Origin of the sequence: Mesorhizobium sp. M1399 (assembly GCF_040317735.1) — a bacterium.
Lineage (GTDB): Bacteria > Pseudomonadota > Alphaproteobacteria > Rhizobiales > Rhizobiaceae > Mesorhizobium.
Map to the genome: position 1 here is coordinate 1 of NZ_JAMYKZ010000004.1, position 15,843 is coordinate 15,843.

At 63.1% G+C, this 15,843-nt stretch carries 17 protein-coding genes; 9 read left to right on the top strand and 8 right to left on the bottom strand.

Annotation, left to right across the window (positions count from 1 at the left end; all coding sequences use genetic code 11):
• Window positions 1-11: 11 nt before the first annotated feature.
• From NKH05_RS07090 to infC, 7 genes are all read right to left on the bottom strand, one after another.
• Window positions 12-614, bottom strand: coding sequence for a nucleotidyltransferase family protein (locus NKH05_RS07090; RefSeq protein ID WP_352484467.1), 603 nt, complete (start codon window positions 612-614; stop codon window positions 12-14).
• 39 nt (window positions 615-653) lie between these two features.
• The gene (pheT, locus tag NKH05_RS07095; RefSeq protein ID WP_353025197.1) at window positions 654-3,062 is read right to left on the bottom strand and encodes a phenylalanine--tRNA ligase subunit beta; all 2,409 of its coding nucleotides are present in this window, start codon (window positions 3,060-3,062) and stop codon (window positions 654-656) included.
• A 106-nt stretch (window positions 3,063-3,168) separates the two neighbouring features.
• A complete protein-coding gene (gene pheS / locus NKH05_RS07100; RefSeq protein WP_023718300.1) occupies window positions 3,169-4,254 on the bottom strand; it encodes a phenylalanine--tRNA ligase subunit alpha in 1,086 nt (361 codons plus the stop codon).
• Between the two features lie 96 nt (window positions 4,255-4,350).
• Window positions 4,351-4,752, bottom strand: a complete 402-nt coding sequence (gene rplT / locus NKH05_RS07105) for a 50S ribosomal protein L20 (protein ID WP_006201247.1) — start codon at window positions 4,750-4,752, stop codon at window positions 4,351-4,353.
• 147 nt (window positions 4,753-4,899) lie between these two features.
• Window positions 4,900-5,103, bottom strand: coding sequence for a 50S ribosomal protein L35 (gene rpmI, locus NKH05_RS07110; protein ID WP_006201248.1), 204 nt, complete (start codon window positions 5,101-5,103; stop codon window positions 4,900-4,902).
• Between the two features lie 178 nt (window positions 5,104-5,281).
• The gene (locus NKH05_RS07115) at window positions 5,282-5,923 is read right to left on the bottom strand and encodes a methyltransferase family protein (RefSeq protein ID WP_023718299.1); all 642 of its coding nucleotides are present in this window, start codon (window positions 5,921-5,923) and stop codon (window positions 5,282-5,284) included.
• Window positions 5,924-6,125: 202 nt separating this feature from the next.
• Window positions 6,126-6,662: a translation initiation factor IF-3 gene (infC, locus tag NKH05_RS07120; RefSeq protein ID WP_023677573.1), complete on the bottom strand. Its 537-nt coding sequence runs from the start codon at window positions 6,660-6,662 to the stop codon at window positions 6,126-6,128.
• Between the two features lie 214 nt (window positions 6,663-6,876).
• Here infC and NKH05_RS07125 point away from each other — a divergent pair, with 214 nt between their 5' ends.
• The 4 genes from NKH05_RS07125 to NKH05_RS07140 all read left to right on the top strand — a co-directional run bounded on the left by NKH05_RS07125 (window position 6,877) and on the right by NKH05_RS07140 (window position 10,243).
• On the top strand, window positions 6,877-7,647 hold the full coding sequence (locus NKH05_RS07125) for an alpha/beta hydrolase (RefSeq protein ID WP_352484469.1): 771 nt from the start codon (window positions 6,877-6,879) through the stop codon (window positions 7,645-7,647).
• 4 nt (window positions 7,648-7,651) lie between these two features.
• Window positions 7,652-8,794: a benzoate/H(+) symporter BenE family transporter gene (locus NKH05_RS07130; RefSeq protein ID WP_352484470.1), complete on the top strand. Its 1,143-nt coding sequence runs from the start codon at window positions 7,652-7,654 to the stop codon at window positions 8,792-8,794.
• A gap of 116 nt (window positions 8,795-8,910) precedes the next feature.
• Window positions 8,911-9,387, top strand: coding sequence for a DUF2852 domain-containing protein (locus tag NKH05_RS07135; RefSeq protein ID WP_352495238.1), 477 nt, complete (start codon window positions 8,911-8,913; stop codon window positions 9,385-9,387).
• A gap of 97 nt (window positions 9,388-9,484) precedes the next feature.
• The gene (locus tag NKH05_RS07140) at window positions 9,485-10,243 is read left to right on the top strand and encodes a M48 family metallopeptidase (RefSeq protein ID WP_023718295.1); all 759 of its coding nucleotides are present in this window, start codon (window positions 9,485-9,487) and stop codon (window positions 10,241-10,243) included.
• An 8-nt stretch (window positions 10,244-10,251) separates the two neighbouring features.
• On the opposite strand, the gene NKH05_RS07145 is transcribed toward NKH05_RS07140, so the two are convergent.
• Entirely contained in the window at window positions 10,252-10,470 is a 219-nt protein-coding gene (locus NKH05_RS07145) for a hypothetical protein (RefSeq protein WP_023718294.1), read from the bottom strand.
• 167 nt (window positions 10,471-10,637) lie between these two features.
• Between NKH05_RS07145 and NKH05_RS07150 the strand changes: the two genes are divergently transcribed.
• The 5 genes from NKH05_RS07150 (at window position 10,638) to NKH05_RS07170 (ending at window position 15,833) form a co-directional block, all read left to right on the top strand.
• A complete protein-coding gene (locus NKH05_RS07150) occupies window positions 10,638-11,297 on the top strand; it encodes a phosphoribosylanthranilate isomerase (RefSeq protein ID WP_023718293.1) in 660 nt (219 codons plus the stop codon).
• A gap of 33 nt (window positions 11,298-11,330) precedes the next feature.
• Window positions 11,331-12,581 (top strand): tryptophan synthase subunit beta, encoded by a 1,251-nt coding sequence (trpB, locus tag NKH05_RS07155; RefSeq protein WP_023718292.1) that lies wholly within the window; start codon window positions 11,331-11,333, stop codon window positions 12,579-12,581.
• A 2-nt stretch (window positions 12,582-12,583) separates the two neighbouring features.
• Window positions 12,584-13,423, top strand: coding sequence for a tryptophan synthase subunit alpha (trpA, locus tag NKH05_RS07160; RefSeq protein ID WP_352484473.1), 840 nt, complete (start codon window positions 12,584-12,586; stop codon window positions 13,421-13,423).
• Window positions 13,424-13,518: 95 nt separating this feature from the next.
• A complete protein-coding gene (gene accD / locus NKH05_RS07165) occupies window positions 13,519-14,445 on the top strand; it encodes an acetyl-CoA carboxylase, carboxyltransferase subunit beta (protein ID WP_023718290.1) in 927 nt (308 codons plus the stop codon).
• 62 nt (window positions 14,446-14,507) lie between these two features.
• Window positions 14,508-15,833 (top strand): bifunctional folylpolyglutamate synthase/dihydrofolate synthase, encoded by a 1,326-nt coding sequence (locus tag NKH05_RS07170; protein ID WP_023718289.1) that lies wholly within the window; start codon window positions 14,508-14,510, stop codon window positions 15,831-15,833.
• Window positions 15,834-15,843: the final 10 nt, after the last annotated feature.

Genomic DNA, 15,843 nt, shown 5'->3' on the forward strand with positions numbered 1-15,843 from the left:
GCCGACATTTCCTACCAAGGCACGACACTGATCTCCGGCCAGTTCTCCCTCGCACGCGCGCCCTTCATCTCGTGCGTCTGCTGATTATCCAGTGCACGGTTCGGGGTAACGCGAAACGAGAAGATGTCGTCGAGCCCGAACGGCGCCACGAGCGCGAGTTGCCCATCGGTGCCGAATCTAACGCCGACGGCATGGGTTTTCGAAGCGAAATAGGACAGCGCCTCGGCGGACGACGACAGTCTGGGATAGGAACCGCCAAAGCGCGCCTCAAACCACAGATGCACCCGCGCCTGGTTGCGCACTTCGACCGGCAGCGTCAGTCCTTCGAACTGCTTCGCCGCCCGGCGGATGACCGTGTCCTCGGCCTCGTAAGACAGATCGCTCTCATCGAAATAGAACAGATCGACATCACGAATGCCATATCCCGAAGGCTTCGCCGTCAGATGATTCCAGACGCTGTTGTAAAGCGCGCCGGACACGACCAGCCAGTCGGGGAGGTCGAGCGCCCGTACCCGCGACAGCGTCTCGCCGACCAGCGGATCGGCCGAGACGATATCGAGAAAGGCTGCACGCTGTTCCTCGAAGGGCAGCCCTGAATAGCGCAAATGGTTCATCGCCCTTTGGAGGGCGATTCGCCATGCGTCCGCAATCCCTCAGCCGCGCAGCACGCCGCCGGTCCGTTTGCCGACATTCTCGACGATGCGCTTGGCCAGCGCCTCGAAATCCTCGTCGGTCAGCGTCTTTTCGACCGGCTGGATCGAAACTTCGATGGCGATCGACTTCTTCGCCGCGCCGAGCGCTGCACCCTCGAAAACATCGAACACCGAGACGCCGGAAATCAGCTTCCGGTCTGCGGCAAGGGCGGCGCGAACGAGTGTGCCGGCTTCGACCGCCTTGTCGACGACGAAGGCGAAATCGCGCTTGACCGCCTGGAAGGCGGACAGATCGAGCCTCGGCTTTGTCCGCGTCGGCTTGGCCTTCGGCTCGGGCACGGCATCGATGAACACCTCAAACCCGCAAAGCGGACCGGAGACGTCAAGCGCCTCCAGCGTCTTCGGGTGGAACTCGCCGAACGTGCCAAGGATTACCTTCGGCCCGAGCTTGATCGTGCCGGAGCGGCCGGGGTGATACCAGGCCGGGCTGCCGGCCTCGATCTGCAGCCGCTCGACCGGCGCGCCGCAGGCTTCGAGTGCTGCGATCGCATCGGCTTTGGCGTCGAAGACGCCGACGGCGCCGGCGTTGCCGGCCCAATGACGGCCGGAGCCCTCGAGCTTGGCGGTGCCGCGCCGAACGCCGGCGGCAACACGCCGCTGCTGGTCGGCGCCGTCGCCCTCGTAAGTGCCCGACACTTCGAACAGCGCGACATCGCCGATGCCCTTGTCGGCGTTGCGCTGCGCGGCTGCGATCAGGCCCGGCAGCAGCGACGGCCGCATGTCCGACATATCGGCGGCGATCGGGTTGGCAAGCTTCAACGCCTGCTGGCCGCCGCCGAACAATTCGGCGTGTTTTGCCGGAATGAACGACCAGGTGACGGCCTCCATCATGCCGCGCACGGCAAGTGCCCGCTTGGCGGCGCGGGTGCGGATCTGCAGCACAGTCAGGATCTTGGCGTTGACCGCGTCGTGGCTGCCGAGCGGCTGCGGCGCGATATTGTCGACGCCGTGGATGCGCATGACCTCCTCGACCAGGTCGGCCTTGCCGTCGACATCCGGCCGCCAGGACGGGACCGCCACATTGACGACATCGCCCGTGCCCTCCGGCTTGAAGCCGAGGCGGGCAAGAATGTCGAGGCTCGTCGAGCGCGGCACTTCGATGCCGGTCAGCCGCTTCACGTCCGACAATGGGAACGAGACGATCTTCGGCCGATGGCCGGCATAGCCGACGACTTCGGTTTGCGTCGGCGTACCGCCGCAGAAATCGAGCACCAGCCTCGTCGCCAGCTCCACACCGGGAATCATCATTTCCGGGTCGACGCCACGCTCGAAGCGGTAGCGTGCATCGGTGATGATGCCGAGCGTGCGGCCGGTGCGGGCGGTGGCGATCGGGTCCCAAAGTGCCGACTCGATCAGCACGTCGGTGGTGTTCTCGTCGCAGCCGGAATGCTCGCCACCCATGATGCCGGCGATCGACTCGATACCATCCTGGTCGGCGATGACGCACATCTCCGGCGTCAGCGTGTATTCGCGGCCGTCGAGCGCCAGCACCTTTTCGCCGTCGCGTGCCCGGCGCACGGTGAGATTGCCGGTGACCTTCGCAGCGTCGAAGACATGCAGCGGCCGGCCGCGATCGAAGGTGACATAATTGGTGATGTCGACCAGCGCACTGATCGGCCTCAAGCCGATGGCGAGAAGCCTTTGCTGCAACCATTTCGGCGACGGTCCGTTCTTGACGCCGCGCACCAGGCGCAGCGCAAAGCCGGGACAGAGCTCCGGCGCTTCGATCGTCACCTTGACCGGCGTCTCGCCCTTGCCGGGGATCGGCTCTATCGGCGCGCTCTTCAGCGTGCCGAGCCCGCTCGCCGCCAGATCGCGGGCGATGCCATAAACGCTGGTCGCATCCGGCCGGTTCGGCGTCAGATTGATTTCGATCAGCGGATCGTCGAGATGGGCATAGGCGGCGAAACTGGTGCCGACCGGCGCATCGGCCGGCAGGTCGATGATGCCGTCATGCTCCTCGGACAGTTCGAGCTCGCGCTCGGAGCACATCATGCCGTGGCTTTCGACGCCGCGGATCTTGCCGACGGTCAGCGTCACGTCGATGCCGGGAATATAGGTGCCGGGTGCTGCAAAGGCGCCGATCAGGCCCGCGCGGGCGTTCGGCGCGCCGCAGACAACCTGCACCGGCGCCCTGCCGTCGCCGGTGTCGACGGTCAGCACGCGCAGCCGGTCGGCGTCGGGATGCTGGACTGCCGTCAGCACCTTGGCGATGACGAAAGGTTTCAAGCTCGCCCGGTCGTCGACATGCTCGACCTCGAGGCCGATCGAGGTGAGACGTTCGACGATTTCCGCCAGCGAGGCATCGGTCTCGAGATGATCCTTGAGCCAGGAGAGGGTAAGTTTCATGACTGTGTTCCGTCTGGTCTGGGCACGCTGGGCTTGAAGCTATGCGGCCGCGCGTCGGACATGTGCAGGAAGGCTAGCTGCCCGCGGATTTGCTGCGGCCCGGTTGTCACGCGCTTAGCCCGCCAAACAGCGTCGGCATGTCGAGCGGCCTAAAACCGTAATGCGACAGCCAGCGCACATCGGCGTCGAAGAAGGCGCGCAGGTCGGGCATGCCGTATTTCAGCATGGCGATGCGGTCGATGCCCATGCCCCAGGCGAAGCCCTGGTATTCGTCGGGATCGAGGCCGCCGTAGCGGAGCACGTTGGGGTGGACCATGCCGCAGCCTAGGATCTCCAGCCAGTCTGAGCCTTCACCGAAGCGCACCTCGCCAGGCCGCGAACGGTCGCACTGGATATCGACCTCGAGGCTGGGCTCGGTGAACGGGAAGAAGGACGGCCGGAAGCGCATCTTGACGCTCGGCACCTCGAAGAAGGCCTTGCAGAACTCCTCCAGTACCCACTTCATGTTGGCGACGTTGGCCGATTTGTCGATCACCAATCCCTCGACCTGATGGAACATCGGTGAGTGGGTGGCATCGGAATCCTGCCGGTAGGTCTTGCCAGGAATGACGATGCGGATCGGCGGCTTCTGCATCTCCATGGTGCGGATCTGCACCGGCGAGGTGTGGGTGCGCAAAAGCTTGCGTTCGCCCTGCTCGTCCGGCTGGAAGAAGAAGGTGTCGTGCATCTCGCGCGCCGGGTGGCCTTCCGGGAAGTTCAGCGAGGTGAAATTGTAATAGTCGGTCTCGATGTCGGGACCTTCGGCGATGGCAAAGCCGAGATCGCCGAAGATCGCCGCGATCTCGTCGATAACCTGGCTGATCGGATGGATGCGGCCGCGCTCGGCCGGCGATTGTCGCACCGGCAAGGTGACGTCGACCTTCTCGGCGGCAAGCCGTGCCGTGATCGCCACATCTTTCAGCTCGGCGCGACGGGCCGAAAGTGCCTCGGTGACGCGGTTCTTGAGGCCGTTGATTGCCGGGCCTTTGACCTGGCGCTCCTCGGCGCTCATCGAGCCGAGTGTCTTCAGTATCTCGGAGACCGAACCCTTCTTGCCGAGGGCAGAGACACGCACCGCCTCGATTGCCTGCTCGTCGGCGGCAGAGGCGATCTCGGCCATCAGGGAATTTTCGAGAGTTTCCATGTCACTCATGTTCCAGACCCGATTGGAAGCAAAGAAAAACCCGCGCCAGCCCTGCCAGCGCGGGTTTCCCAAATCAAGTGTCGAATAGCTTGGGAAGCGCTGGTCTTAAGCGACAGCGCTTTCAAAAGCGTTCGGCGTGGTGTTCTTGAGGTATTCGAGCGCGACCTTGGCCTTGGCCACGAGTGCGGCAAAAGCCTGCGGCTCGTGGATGGCCATGTCCGACAGGATCTTGCGATCGATCTCGATGCCGGCCTTGTTGAGACCGTCGATGAAACGGCCATAGGTCAAGCCATGCTCATGCGTCGCCGCATTGATGCGCTGGATCCACAGCGCGCGGAACGAACGCTTGCGATTCTTGCGGTCGCGATAGGCGTACTGCAGCGACTTTTCCACCGCCTGCTTGGCGATGCGAATGGTGTTCTTGCGGCGGCCGTAAAAACCCTTGGCGGCTTTCAGGACCTTCTTGTGCTTGGCGTGCGAGGTGACGCCTCTCTTTACGCGTGCCATGTCATGATCTCCTTAAAAGCAATTCCAGGAAAAGTGCCTAGCGGTTTTCCGTTCGGAATTGCGTAAAACAAATGCGTGTCCAGACCGAATGCCCTTATTTGGCGCATGATGTTTTCCAAAAAGTTTGCAACTTTTTGGCATCATGCCCTAGAGGCCGTTCGGCAGAAAATTCTTGATGACCTTCTTGCCATCCGGTTCAGCCAGAACCATCGTGCCGCGGGCATTTCGAATGAACTTGTTGGAACGCTTGATCATGCCGTGACGCTTGCCGGCCGCAGCCGACAGAACTTTACCCGTACCTGTGATCTTGAACCGCTTCTTGGCGGCCGATTTGGTCTTCATCTTGGGCATTTTGCTACTCCGTTTATATGCGCACCAATGCGCTTTTTGTTCGCTTCAGGCCGACCAAAGCCCGAAAAGCAAATGAAACCGCCACGGCATGCCCTGCCGGGCGGTTTTTTTGGAACGCGGTCATATACGTCAAAGCGAGGGCGCGCGCAACACCCAGCGCTCAGCAACCTTGTAGTGCTCAGGGGAAACGGAACAGCACCGGCAATATGCCCGACTGCTGGGCGCCGTCGATCAGTTCGAAAGCCGGCAAGGCAAGGAGGAACACCAGCCCGTCCAGTAACGTGGTTCGCAGCAGGCGCGGCTTGAAGCTGCCGGTGTCGCCTTCCTGATACAGTGACAGTTTCGGGAAGAAGCGCGGCACTTTCGCCAGATAGGCCTGGTATGGCGCGCCGAGAACCTCCTTGAGGAATTTCTCCTCGCGCAGGATAACGATGTAAAAGGCACCCGCGCAGAGCGCTCCAAAGCCGATCGTGGCCGCGATGGAGCCGATCTGTGCGCCGACACCAGCGGCAGCTAAAGTGGAGAAAAGGTAGAGTGGGTTGCGCGTGATCGAATAGGGTCCGCCGGTCACCACTTCGGAGGATTTGCGTCCGCCGATGTAAAGCGTCGACCACAAGCGCCCGACGATGCCGAGAAAGATCAGCACGACGCCGACCATTTCGATCGTTTCATGCACTGGCGTATCGGGAGGGAAAACCGACTGGCCGAACAGCAGCGCCGCGAACATCACCATGATGAGAACGGCAAGTACCATCCTGCGCATATGCTGGTAGCTGCCAAGCCCGTGCTTAACTTGCGCGTATCTGACTTCATTGACCATGTCGGGAATCCGATCGTCGAGGGAACCAGAGCGTCGTTGCTCTCGCCGGCGATCGCAGCGTCTGGCCAAGAAAACAGGCGCCCCGCCGATCGCCGGGACGCCTTGCAACATGATTCAGGCGGATTTAATGCATGTCGCCCAAAAGTGCGCAGCGGTTTTGGGACAACGACATGCACAAAACAGAACTAAAGCGCAACGCGCTTTAGCGGGGCGCCAGCACCATCATCATCTGGCGGCCTTCGAGCTTCGGTTCGGCTTCGACCTTGGCGATGGGCGCCACTTCCTCGCGAACCTTATTCAGAAGCTGCATGCCGAGTTCCATGTGCGCCATCTCGCGACCGCGGAAGCGCAATGTCAGCTTGACCTTATCGCCTTCCTCGAAAAAGCGCCGGACGGCCTTCATCTTGGTCTCATAGTCGTGGCTGTCGATGTTCGGGCGCATCTTGATCTCCTTGATCTCGATGACCTTCTGGTTCTTGCGCGCCTCGGCCGCCTTCTTCTGGTTGGCGTATTTCAGCTTCCCGAGATCGAGGATCTTTACGACGGGCGGCACTGCATTGGGCGATATCTCGACCAGATCGAGCCCAGCCTCTTCGGCGAGCAGCAATGCGTCGTTGATGGAGACATCGCCCCGGTTCTGGCCTTCGGCGTCGATTAGCTGGACCCGGGGAACCCGGATATCACGGTTGGAGCGCGGGCCTTCCTTGGTGGGCGCCGCTGCTTTGAAAGGTCTGCGAATGGTCGTGGTCTCCTTGAGCCGTTTCGTTAAGGGGTTCTTCAGTTCAGAATTGCGAACGCGCAATGTGGTGAGTGCGCGGTCGGAGTCAATAGCACAGCATTCTCAGGAAATCACCTGCTCGATGAATGCTCCTCTGCACCAAGCGAAGAAAGTAACAGAGCACTTTTCGTTGAACCCCCGCTTGTGCCAAAAGACCGGCGCGAGGGAATACACCATGAGCACCACCACCCCGATCTTCCTAGACGTCGACGGGACGAGCATCGCCGTCAGGCATGCGGCAGGTGCCGAGCCCGGCATCGTCTGGCTTGGCGGCTACAAATCCGACATGCTGGGCACCAAGGCCGAAACCCTGTCGGAATGGACGCGCAAAGAAAGCCGGGCCTTCCTGCGCCACGATTATTCCGGCCATGGCGAATCGGGTGGCGCCTTTGCCGACGGCACCATCTCGAAATGGCTAGGCGAGAGCCTGGCGGTTTTCCGCCGCTTCACCCAGGGCAGGCAAATCCTGGTTGGTTCGTCGATGGGCGCGTGGATCGCGCTGCGCATGGTGCAGGAATTGCGTAAGGCGGGCGAGAACAGCGTCGCCGGCCTTGTGCTGCTGGCCCCGGCGCCCGATTTCACGTTCGAACTGGTGGAGCCGGTGCTGACCGGAGCGCAGAAGCGCGACCTCAGGAAAAAGGGTTTTTTCGAAGAGCCGTCGGATTATTCAGCCGAGCCTTACATCTACACGCGCGCTCTGATCGAGGACGGCCGCAGCAACCGGGTGATGACCGGGCCGGTCGACACGCACTGTCCGGTCCATATCCTGCAAGGCCTGGCCGATCCCGACGTGCCGTCGAGCCATGCGCTCAAGCTGGTCGGCCTGCTGCCGGCCGACGACGTCACGCTGTCGCTCATTCCGGACGGCGACCACCGCCTGTCGCGACCTCAGGATCTCGATATGCTGGTGCGGGCGGTGGACGCGATGGTGCGGCAGGCGGGATAGAGACATGCGCATTTCCATTCCGGTGTCCGCCTTTGTGGCGGCGATCGTCGGCTTCGGCGGTACGCTGGCCATCGTCATTGCCGCCGCCAAGGCGGTCGGCGCAACGCAGGTCGAGACCGCAAGCTGGGTGACGGCACTCTGCCTGGCGATGGCCATCGAGAGCCTGTGGCTGTCGTGGCGCACGAAAATGCCGGTCATCACCGCATGGTCGACGCCGGGCGTCGCGCTGATCGCCGCATCGACCGGCTTTTCGATGGGCGAGGCGGTTGGCGCCTTCATCGTCACCGGGGTCCTGCTGGTCGCCACCGGCCTGTTCGGGCCATTGACCAAGCTGATCGCCAGAATACCGGCTTCGGTCGCGTCCGGAATGCTGGCCGGCATCGTCGTAACCTTCGCCATCAATGCGGTGAAGACCGTGCCCGTCGACCCCTGGCTGATCCTGCCGCTGGTTGCGGTCTTCTTCGTCATCCGCCTGTTCAACCCGGCGCTGTCGGTGCTGTTGGTGCTGATCGGCGGCGGTCTCGCGGCCTTTCTTACCGACCGGGTCGGCGGTCTGCCGGCACCGGAACTCTCGAGCTTGACGCTGGTAATGCCGCAGTTCACCGCCGCTTCGATCATCGGCCTGGCATTGCCGCTCTATCTGGTCACCATGGCCTCGCAGAACCTATCCGGCCTCGCCGTGCTGAGGGCAGCCGGCTATCATCCCGAACCCGGGCCGCTGATCGGCGTCACCGGCCTGTTTTCGCTGCTGACGGCGCCGTTCGGCGCCTCGACGACCAATCTTGCGGCGATCTCGGCGGCGATCTGCACCGGACCCGACGTGCATCCCGATCCGGCCGAGCGCTGGAAGACCGGCCCGTTCTACGCGCTGGCCTATCTTGTCTTTGCCCTGTTCGGCGCCTCGCTGGTGGCGATCTTCGCCGTATTGCCGCAGAGCCTGATCGCGCTGGTCGCCGGCCTGGCGCTGATGGCACCGCTCGCCAATGCGCTGTCGATCGCCTTGAAAGACGAGGACGAGCGGATGGCCGCTACCGTCACCTTCGCCGTCACCGCATCGGGGCTGACGCTGTTCGGCGTCGGTGCGGCGTTCTGGGGCCTGATCGCCGGATTGGTCGTGCTTTTCCTTGAAATGCTCAAAAAGCGATAATCATTTCAGCCGCTTGTCCGGTTTTGGCGGTTGCTGTCTTGAATCGCCGTTTTCTCCATCCCATTTCGATTCCACGCAGCCGGATTTGGCTGTCTCCAACTGAAGGATTGGGAGAAATGAACACATCTGCATTGATCCGTCCGGCCTGGACGCCGGCGACCATCGCGCTGATGGTGATCGGGTTCATGGTGTTCTGGCCGCTCGGCTTCGCCATGCTCGCCTACATCATCTGGGGCGACCGGCTCGACGGCTTCAAGCGTGACGTCAACCGCGCCACCGACGGCATCTTCGCCGGCTGCCGCCGCGGTTCCGACAAGGCCGCGCGCTGGGGCCATGGCTCCGCCCGCACCGGCAACGTCGCTTTCGACGACTGGCGCGAAAAGGAACTCGAGCGGCTTGCCGAGGAACGCCGCAAGCTCGACGAGATGCTGAGCGAGTTCGACGAATATGCCCGCGAATTGCGCCGCGCCAAGGACCAGGAAGAGTTCGATCGTTTCATGGCCAACCGCAACAAGTCGACGTCTCCCACGACCGGGTCGACGACGAACAACAAAACCACCGGCAAGTCCACGCCAGGCCTGCTCGACGAGTAACGTCCCGTGCCCAGATAGATAATCCAACGGCGTCGCGTCAGCGGCGCCGTTTCTTTTTTGTTCTAGTCGTTTCCCTCGAATCACGTATCGTCCCGGAATGTCCTTCGGCTTCTTTCGCACCCCGACGAAACCCAAGCCCACGCCCGTCGTGGAGCGCGAGCATTGCGTTGCCGGCCGCACGCTGCCGCTCAAGATCGTCGAGAACGACAGGGCGCGGCGCCTGACGCTGCGCATCGATTCCGGCGGCCGCGGCCTGCGCATCACCGTGCCGCCGGGGCTGCGGCGCGGCGAGGTGGAAAGATTCCTCGACCGTCATCAGGACTGGCTGGAGCAAAGGCTGGCCAAGGTGCCCAACCGGCCGCAGGTGCGGCCCGGCATCAAGATACCGGTGCGCGGTGTGCCGCATCGCATCGTCCATGAACCGTCGAAACGCGGTACAGTCACGCTGTCGCGCGACGAGCGCGGTCCGCTGATGATCGTGCACGGTGAGCGCCTGCATCTGCCGCGCCGCATCGCCGATTTCCTCAAGCGCGAAGCCAAGCGCGAGATCGAGGCGCTGGTGACCAAGCACAGTGCTGCGGTCGGCAAGCGCGCCAAGGCGATCCGCTTCAAGGATACGTCGAGCCGCTGGGGGTCCTGCACGTCGGACGGCAATCTGTCGTTTTCCTGGCGCATCATGATGGCGCCGCGGCCGGTGATAAACTACCTCGTGGCGCACGAGGTGGCGCATCTCAAGGAGATGAACCACGGCCCGAAATTCTGGAAATTATGCGAGCAGCTGTGCCCGGACACCGAGCGCTGCAAGGATTGGCTCAAGCGCAATGGCGGCGCGCTGCAGGCGATCACGTTCGAGTAGTTGTCCGATCAATCGTCATTCGCCGCGTTCAACTCCTCCGGCCGCAACCCCTCATCGACATGGCGCGGCCAAGGCAGAAAATCCTTCTCGAAGCCATCGTTGCTGAAATAAGCCAGCGCCCGATGCGCCTCCGCGCCGTTGAAGGCTGCCTTGTCCATCAAATGAGCGATGACCTCATGGGCCTGCGCCAGCTTTTGCCTGAGTTCCGCGACGGTCTTTTCCGGCATGGTCTTTGTTCTCCCGCCTTTGTGCCTGAGCAAGGTAGCGCGTTGCGCTCTTATATTAGCAAGGTGGCGCGTTCCGCTCTTACATTAGCAAGGTAGCGCGTTCCGCGCCGGCGGCAAACAGGATGCTTTTTCTCGACTCTTTGGTCGTTTCGTGCCAATCCCGCGCCATGGCGCTGGACATCAAGATATGCGGATTGAAGACTGACAAGGCACTGGCCGCGGCATTGGCCGGCGGCGCCAGCCATGTCGGCTTCAATTTCTTTGCCAAAAGCCCGCGCTATGTCGAGCCGGTGGAAGCCGGCCGCCTGCGCGAAGCGGCGCGCGGCAAGACCAAGGCGGTTGCGGTGACGGTCGACGCCAGCGACGCGTTCCTGGACGAGATCGTCGAAAAAATGCAGCCCGACATGCTGCAGCTTCACGGCGCCGAAACGCCCGACCGGGTGGCTGAGGTGAAGGCGCGCTACGGCTTGCCGGTGATGAAGGCCTTGCCGGTCAGCGAGGCTGCCGATCTCGAGCGGGTTAAACCCTTCGTCGGCATTGCCGACCGTTTCCTGTTCGATGCCAAGCCGCCTAAGGGTTCGGAACTGCCGGGCGGCAACGGTCTTGCCTTCGACTGGCGCATTCTGGCCGGCCTTGACGCCGGCGTCGATTACATGCTTTCCGGTGGGCTCAATGCAGGCAATATCGGCGACGCCCTTCGGCTGGCGAACCCGCCCGGAATAGATCTTTCCTCGGGCGTGGAAAGCGCGCCGGGGGTCAAGGAACCGGCGCTGATCGAACAATTTTTCCGGGCCGTCGGGGCAGCACGCGACAACCGCGCCGCCTGACCACGCTTCAAACCACAGACCAGGAGATCGGCGATGGATAAGCCGGCGATACCGAATTCCTTCCGCACCGGCCCCGACGAGCAGGGCATGTTCGGCATTTTTGGCGGTCGTTTCGTTGCCGAAACGCTGATGCCGCTGATCCTTGAGCTGGAGCGGCACTGGAACGAGGTCAAGAACGATCCGGACTTCAAGGCCGAACTGACCGATCTCTCGACGCATTACGCCGGGCGGCCGTCGAAGCTCTATTTCGCCGAAGGCTTGACCAGGCATCTTCGCGAGGTTTCCGCAGCGAAGGGCCTCGGGGGCGGCGCAAAGGTCTATTTCAAGCGCGAGGATCTGAACCACACCGGCTCGCACAAGATCAACAACTGCCTCGGCCAGATCCTGCTCGCCAAGCGCATGGGCAAGACGAGGATCATCGCCGAGACCGGAGCCGGCCAGCATGGCGTCGCTTCCGCTACAGTGGCGGCGCGCTTTGGGCTTCCCTGTATCGTCTATATGGGCGCGACCGATGTCGCCCGGCAAAGCCCCAACGTCTTTCGCATGAAGCTTCTGGGCGCGGAAGTGCGGCCGGTGACCGCCGGCCACGGCACGCTGAAGGACGCCATGAACGAGGCGTTGCGCGACTGGGTGACCAATGTCGAGGACACCTATTACCTGATCGGCACCGCCGCCGGCCCCCACCCCTATCCAGAGCTGGTGCGCGACTTCCAATCGGTGATCGGCACCGAGGCGCGCGCCCAGATCCTCGAGCAGGAAGGCCGGCTGCCGGACACCATCATCGCTTGTGTCGGCGGCGGTTCCAACGCCATCGGCCTGTTCCATCCCTTCCTCGACGACAAAGAGGTTCGCATCATCGGCGTCGAAGCCGGCGGCCGCGGCCTCGATGGCATCGAGCATTGCGCTTCGATGAGTGCCGGCGCGCCCGGCGTGCTGCATGGCAACCGTACCTACCTCCTGCAGAACGCCGACGGCCAGATCATGGACGGCCACTCGATCTCGGCCGGGCTCGACTATCCCGGCGTCGGGCCGGAGCACTCGTGGCTGCGCGATTCCGGCCGCGTCGACTATGTGCCGATCCTCGACGACGAGGCGCTCGAGGCGTTTCAGCTGACGACGCGCGTCGAGGGCATCATTCCGGCGCTGGAATCCGCCCACGCTATCGCGCAGGCGGTGAAGATCGTGCCTGATATGGACAAGGACCAGATCGTCATCGTCAATCTGTCCGGCCGCGGCGACAAGGACGTGCATACGGTGGCCAATATGCTGGGCATGGAGATCTGATCATGACCACCCGTATCGACCGCCGCATGGCGAAGCTGAAGGCCGAAGGCCGACCGGCACTCGTCACCTATTTCATGGGCGGCGACCCCGACTACGACACGTCGCTGTCGATCATGAAGGCGCTGCCTGGCGCCGGCAGCGACATCATCGAGCTCGGCATGCCGTTTTCTGATCCAATGGCCGACGGCCCGGCGATCCAGGCGGCCGGCCTGCGGGCGCTGAAGGGCGGCCAGACACTGGTCAAGACGCTGAAGATGGCCTCGGAATTCCGCGCCGGCGACAATGAAACGCCGATTGTCTTGATGGGCTACTACAATCCGATCTACATCTACGGCGTCAAGCGCTTCCTGAGCGACGCGCTGGCCAGCGGCATAGACGGGCTGATCGTCGTCGACCTGCCACCGGAGATGGACGAGGAGCTTTGCATCCCGGCACTCAAGGCCGGCATCAACTTCATCCGGCTGGCGACCCCGACCACCGACGACAAGCGCCTGCGCAAGGTGCTGCAGAACACGTCGGGCTTCGTCTACTATGTCTCGATGACCGGCATTACCGGCTCGGCGCTGGCCGACACCGGCAAGGTGGCGGCAGCGGTCAAGCGCATCAAGAGCCATACCGACCTGCCCGTCTGCGTCGGCTTCGGCGTCAAGACCGCCGAGCAGGCGCGCACCATCGGTGCCTCGGCCGACGGCGTCGTCGTCGGCACGGCGATCGTCAATGCGGTCGCCAACGTGCTCGGGCCGAAGGGCGAAAAGACCGCCGATCCGGCAGAAGCTGTCGCCACGCTGGTCAGCGGGCTGTCGCAAGGGGTTCGCGCGGCTCGCCTTGCTGCCGCCGAATAGTCTTGATCAACTGGTTGACCATGATCTTTGCCGAAAACCGGTTTCCACTTTTCGGGATCATGGTCTAACTCTTCGTAAGGACAGGAGCCGAAGCGATGAACTGGATCACCAATTACGTCCGCCCGAAGATCAATTCGATGCTCGGCCGCCGCACCGACATGCCGGAAAACCTGTGGATCAAGGATCCCGAGACCGGCGAAATGGTGTTCCACAAGGATCTGGAGCAGAACCAGTTCGTCATCCCGTCCTCCGGCCACCATATGAAGATATCGGCCAAGGAACGGCTGAAGTTCTTCCTCGACGACGGCAAATACGAAACGCTGGAAAACCCCAAGGTGGTGCAGGATCCACTCAAGTTCCGCGACGAGAAGCGCTATGTAGACCGGCTGAAGGATGCCAAGGCCAAGACCGGCATGGAAGACGCCATCATCAATGCGCTGGGTACCGTCGAAGGCCTGCCGGTGGTGGTGACGGTGCAGGATTTTGCCTTCATGGGCGGCTCGCTCGGCATGGCGGCCGGTGACGCCATCGTCCATGGCTTTGAGGTCGCCCTGCAGCGCAAGCGGCCGCTGATCCTGTTTGCGGCCTCCGGCGGCGCCCGTATGCAGGAAGGCATCCTGTCGCTGATGCAGTTGCCGCGGACCACGGTCGGCGTCGACAGACTGAAGGAGGCCGGCCTTCCCTACATCGTCGTCCTGACCAACCCGACGACCGGCGGCGTCACCGCCTCCTACGCCATGCTGGGTGACGTGCACATTGCGGAGCCCGGCGCCCTGATCGGCTTTGCCGGCCCGCGCGTCATCGAGCAGACCATCAGGGAAAAGCTGCCCGACGGCTTCCAGCGCGCCGAATATCTGATGGAACACGGCATGGTCGACATGGTGGTGTCACGGCTGGAGATGCGCCAGACGATTGCGCGGCTGCTGAGAATGCTGCTCAAGCTGCCGGAAGAGCAAAAATCGCAGGAGCCGGAAATCCTGCCGCCGTCGGTGATCCCGGTCGAGGCCAGGCCGCAAGCCTGACACGACATCATGCGGCGCGGGCGGCTGTTGTGTGCCGTTGTGCGCACGCTTAGGATTCCTTCATGACCACGCTTGCCGCCGACCGCGAAATCGAAAGCCTGATGGCGCTTCACCCGAAGGGCTTCGACCTTTCGCTTGACCGCATTTCGCGGCTACTCGAGCGCCTCGGCAACCCGCAGGACCAGCTGCCGCCGGTCATCCACATCGCCGGCACCAACGGCAAGGGCTCCTGTGCCGCCTTTTCACGGGCGCTGCTCGAAGCCGCCGGCTACCGCGTCCATGTCCACACATCGCCACATCTGGTGAACTGGCATGAGCGCTACCGACTGGCCGCCGATGGCGGCGGCAGGCTGGTGGACGACAAGGTCTTCGCCGAAGCCATCGCCCGCGTCGCCAAGGCCAATCAAGGCCAGAAGATCACCGTGTTCGAAATCCTCACCGCAGTCACCTTCGTGCTGTTTTCCGAATATCCGGCCGATGCCGTCATCCTCGAGGTCGGCCTTGGCGGCCGATTCGACGCAACCAATGTCATCGCCGAGCCGGCCGTGTCGGTGATCATGCCGGTCTCGCTCGACCACGAAGCCTATCTCGGCGACCGCGTTGAACTGATCGCCGCCGAAAAGGCCGGCATCATCAAGCGTGGATGCCCGGTCGTCATCGGCGCGCAGGAAAGCGAGACGGCGCAGCAGGTGCTCATCGAAACCGCCGAACGGCTCGACTGCCCCGCCTTCGTCTATGGCCAGGATTTCCTTGCCTATGAGGAAAACGGGCGCATGGTCTATCAGGATGAAGACGGATTGATGGACCTGCCGCCGCCGCGCCTGCCGGGGCGCCACCAATTCGCCAATGCGGCAGCGGCGATCGCGGCGGTCAAGGCGGCGGGCTTCGAGATTAGCCACCGCGCCGCCGAGAAAGCGATGGCCAATGTCATCTGGCCGGGCCGCATGCAAAAGCTGCCGCAGGGGCGGCTGGGCGAACTGGCGCCGAAGGGCGCCGACATCTGGCTCGACGGCGGCCATAATCCCGGCGCCGGCGTGGTCGTCGCTGAGGCGCTGGCCGAGCAGGAGGAAAAGAACCCGCGGCCGCTGTTCCTGATCTCGGGCATGATCAACACCAAGGACCAGAGCGGCTATTTCCGCGCCTTCAAAGGGCTCGTCCGGCATGTCTACACCGTGCCAGTGAGCACGAGTGACGCCGGCGTGCCGAACGACGAACTGGCGACGCGCGCCATCGAGGCCGGCCTGTCGGCCGAACCCGTCAGTTCCGTCGCCAATGCGCTGATGCTGCTGCGCGACACATGGGACGGACCGCCGCCGCGCATCCTTATCGGCGGCTCGCTTTACCTGGCCGGTGCGGTATTGGCCGAAAACGGCACACCGCCGGTTTGAGGCGTGCCTC

Excerpts from the sequence above, each read along its gene's own strand:
- pheT (WP_353025197.1), bottom strand. The coding sequence starts at position 3,062 with ATGAAACTTACCCTCTCCTGGCTCAAGGATCATCTCGAGACCGATGCC.
- rplT (WP_006201247.1), bottom strand. The coding sequence starts at position 4,752 with ATGGCACGCGTAAAGAGAGGCGTCACCTCGCACGCCAAGCACAAGAAG.
- NKH05_RS07130 (WP_352484470.1), top strand. The coding sequence starts at position 7,652 with ATGCGCATTTCCATTCCGGTGTCCGCCTTTGTGGCGGCGATCGTCGGC.
- trpB (WP_023718292.1), top strand. The coding sequence starts at position 11,331 with ATGGATAAGCCGGCGATACCGAATTCCTTCCGCACCGGCCCCGACGAG.
- NKH05_RS07170 (WP_023718289.1), top strand. The coding sequence starts at position 14,508 with ATGACCACGCTTGCCGCCGACCGCGAAATCGAAAGCCTGATGGCGCTT.
- NKH05_RS07150 (WP_023718293.1), top strand. The coding sequence starts at position 10,638 with ATGGCGCTGGACATCAAGATATGCGGATTGAAGACTGACAAGGCACTG.
- pheS (WP_023718300.1), bottom strand. The coding sequence starts at position 4,254 with ATGAGTGACATGGAAACTCTCGAAAATTCCCTGATGGCCGAGATCGCC.
- trpA (WP_352484473.1), top strand. The coding sequence starts at position 12,584 with ATGACCACCCGTATCGACCGCCGCATGGCGAAGCTGAAGGCCGAAGGC.
- rpmI (WP_006201248.1), bottom strand. The coding sequence starts at position 5,103 with ATGCCCAAGATGAAGACCAAATCGGCCGCCAAGAAGCGGTTCAAGATC.
- NKH05_RS07115 (WP_023718299.1), bottom strand. The coding sequence starts at position 5,923 with ATGGTCAATGAAGTCAGATACGCGCAAGTTAAGCACGGGCTTGGCAGC.
- NKH05_RS07145 (WP_023718294.1), bottom strand. The coding sequence starts at position 10,470 with ATGCCGGAAAAGACCGTCGCGGAACTCAGGCAAAAGCTGGCGCAGGCC.
- NKH05_RS07140 (WP_023718295.1), top strand. The coding sequence starts at position 9,485 with ATGTCCTTCGGCTTCTTTCGCACCCCGACGAAACCCAAGCCCACGCCC.
- NKH05_RS07125 (WP_352484469.1), top strand. The coding sequence starts at position 6,877 with ATGAGCACCACCACCCCGATCTTCCTAGACGTCGACGGGACGAGCATC.
- accD (WP_023718290.1), top strand. The coding sequence starts at position 13,519 with ATGAACTGGATCACCAATTACGTCCGCCCGAAGATCAATTCGATGCTC.
- NKH05_RS07090 (WP_352484467.1), bottom strand. The coding sequence starts at position 614 with ATGAACCATTTGCGCTATTCAGGGCTGCCCTTCGAGGAACAGCGTGCA.
- NKH05_RS07135 (WP_352495238.1), top strand. The coding sequence starts at position 8,911 with ATGAACACATCTGCATTGATCCGTCCGGCCTGGACGCCGGCGACCATC.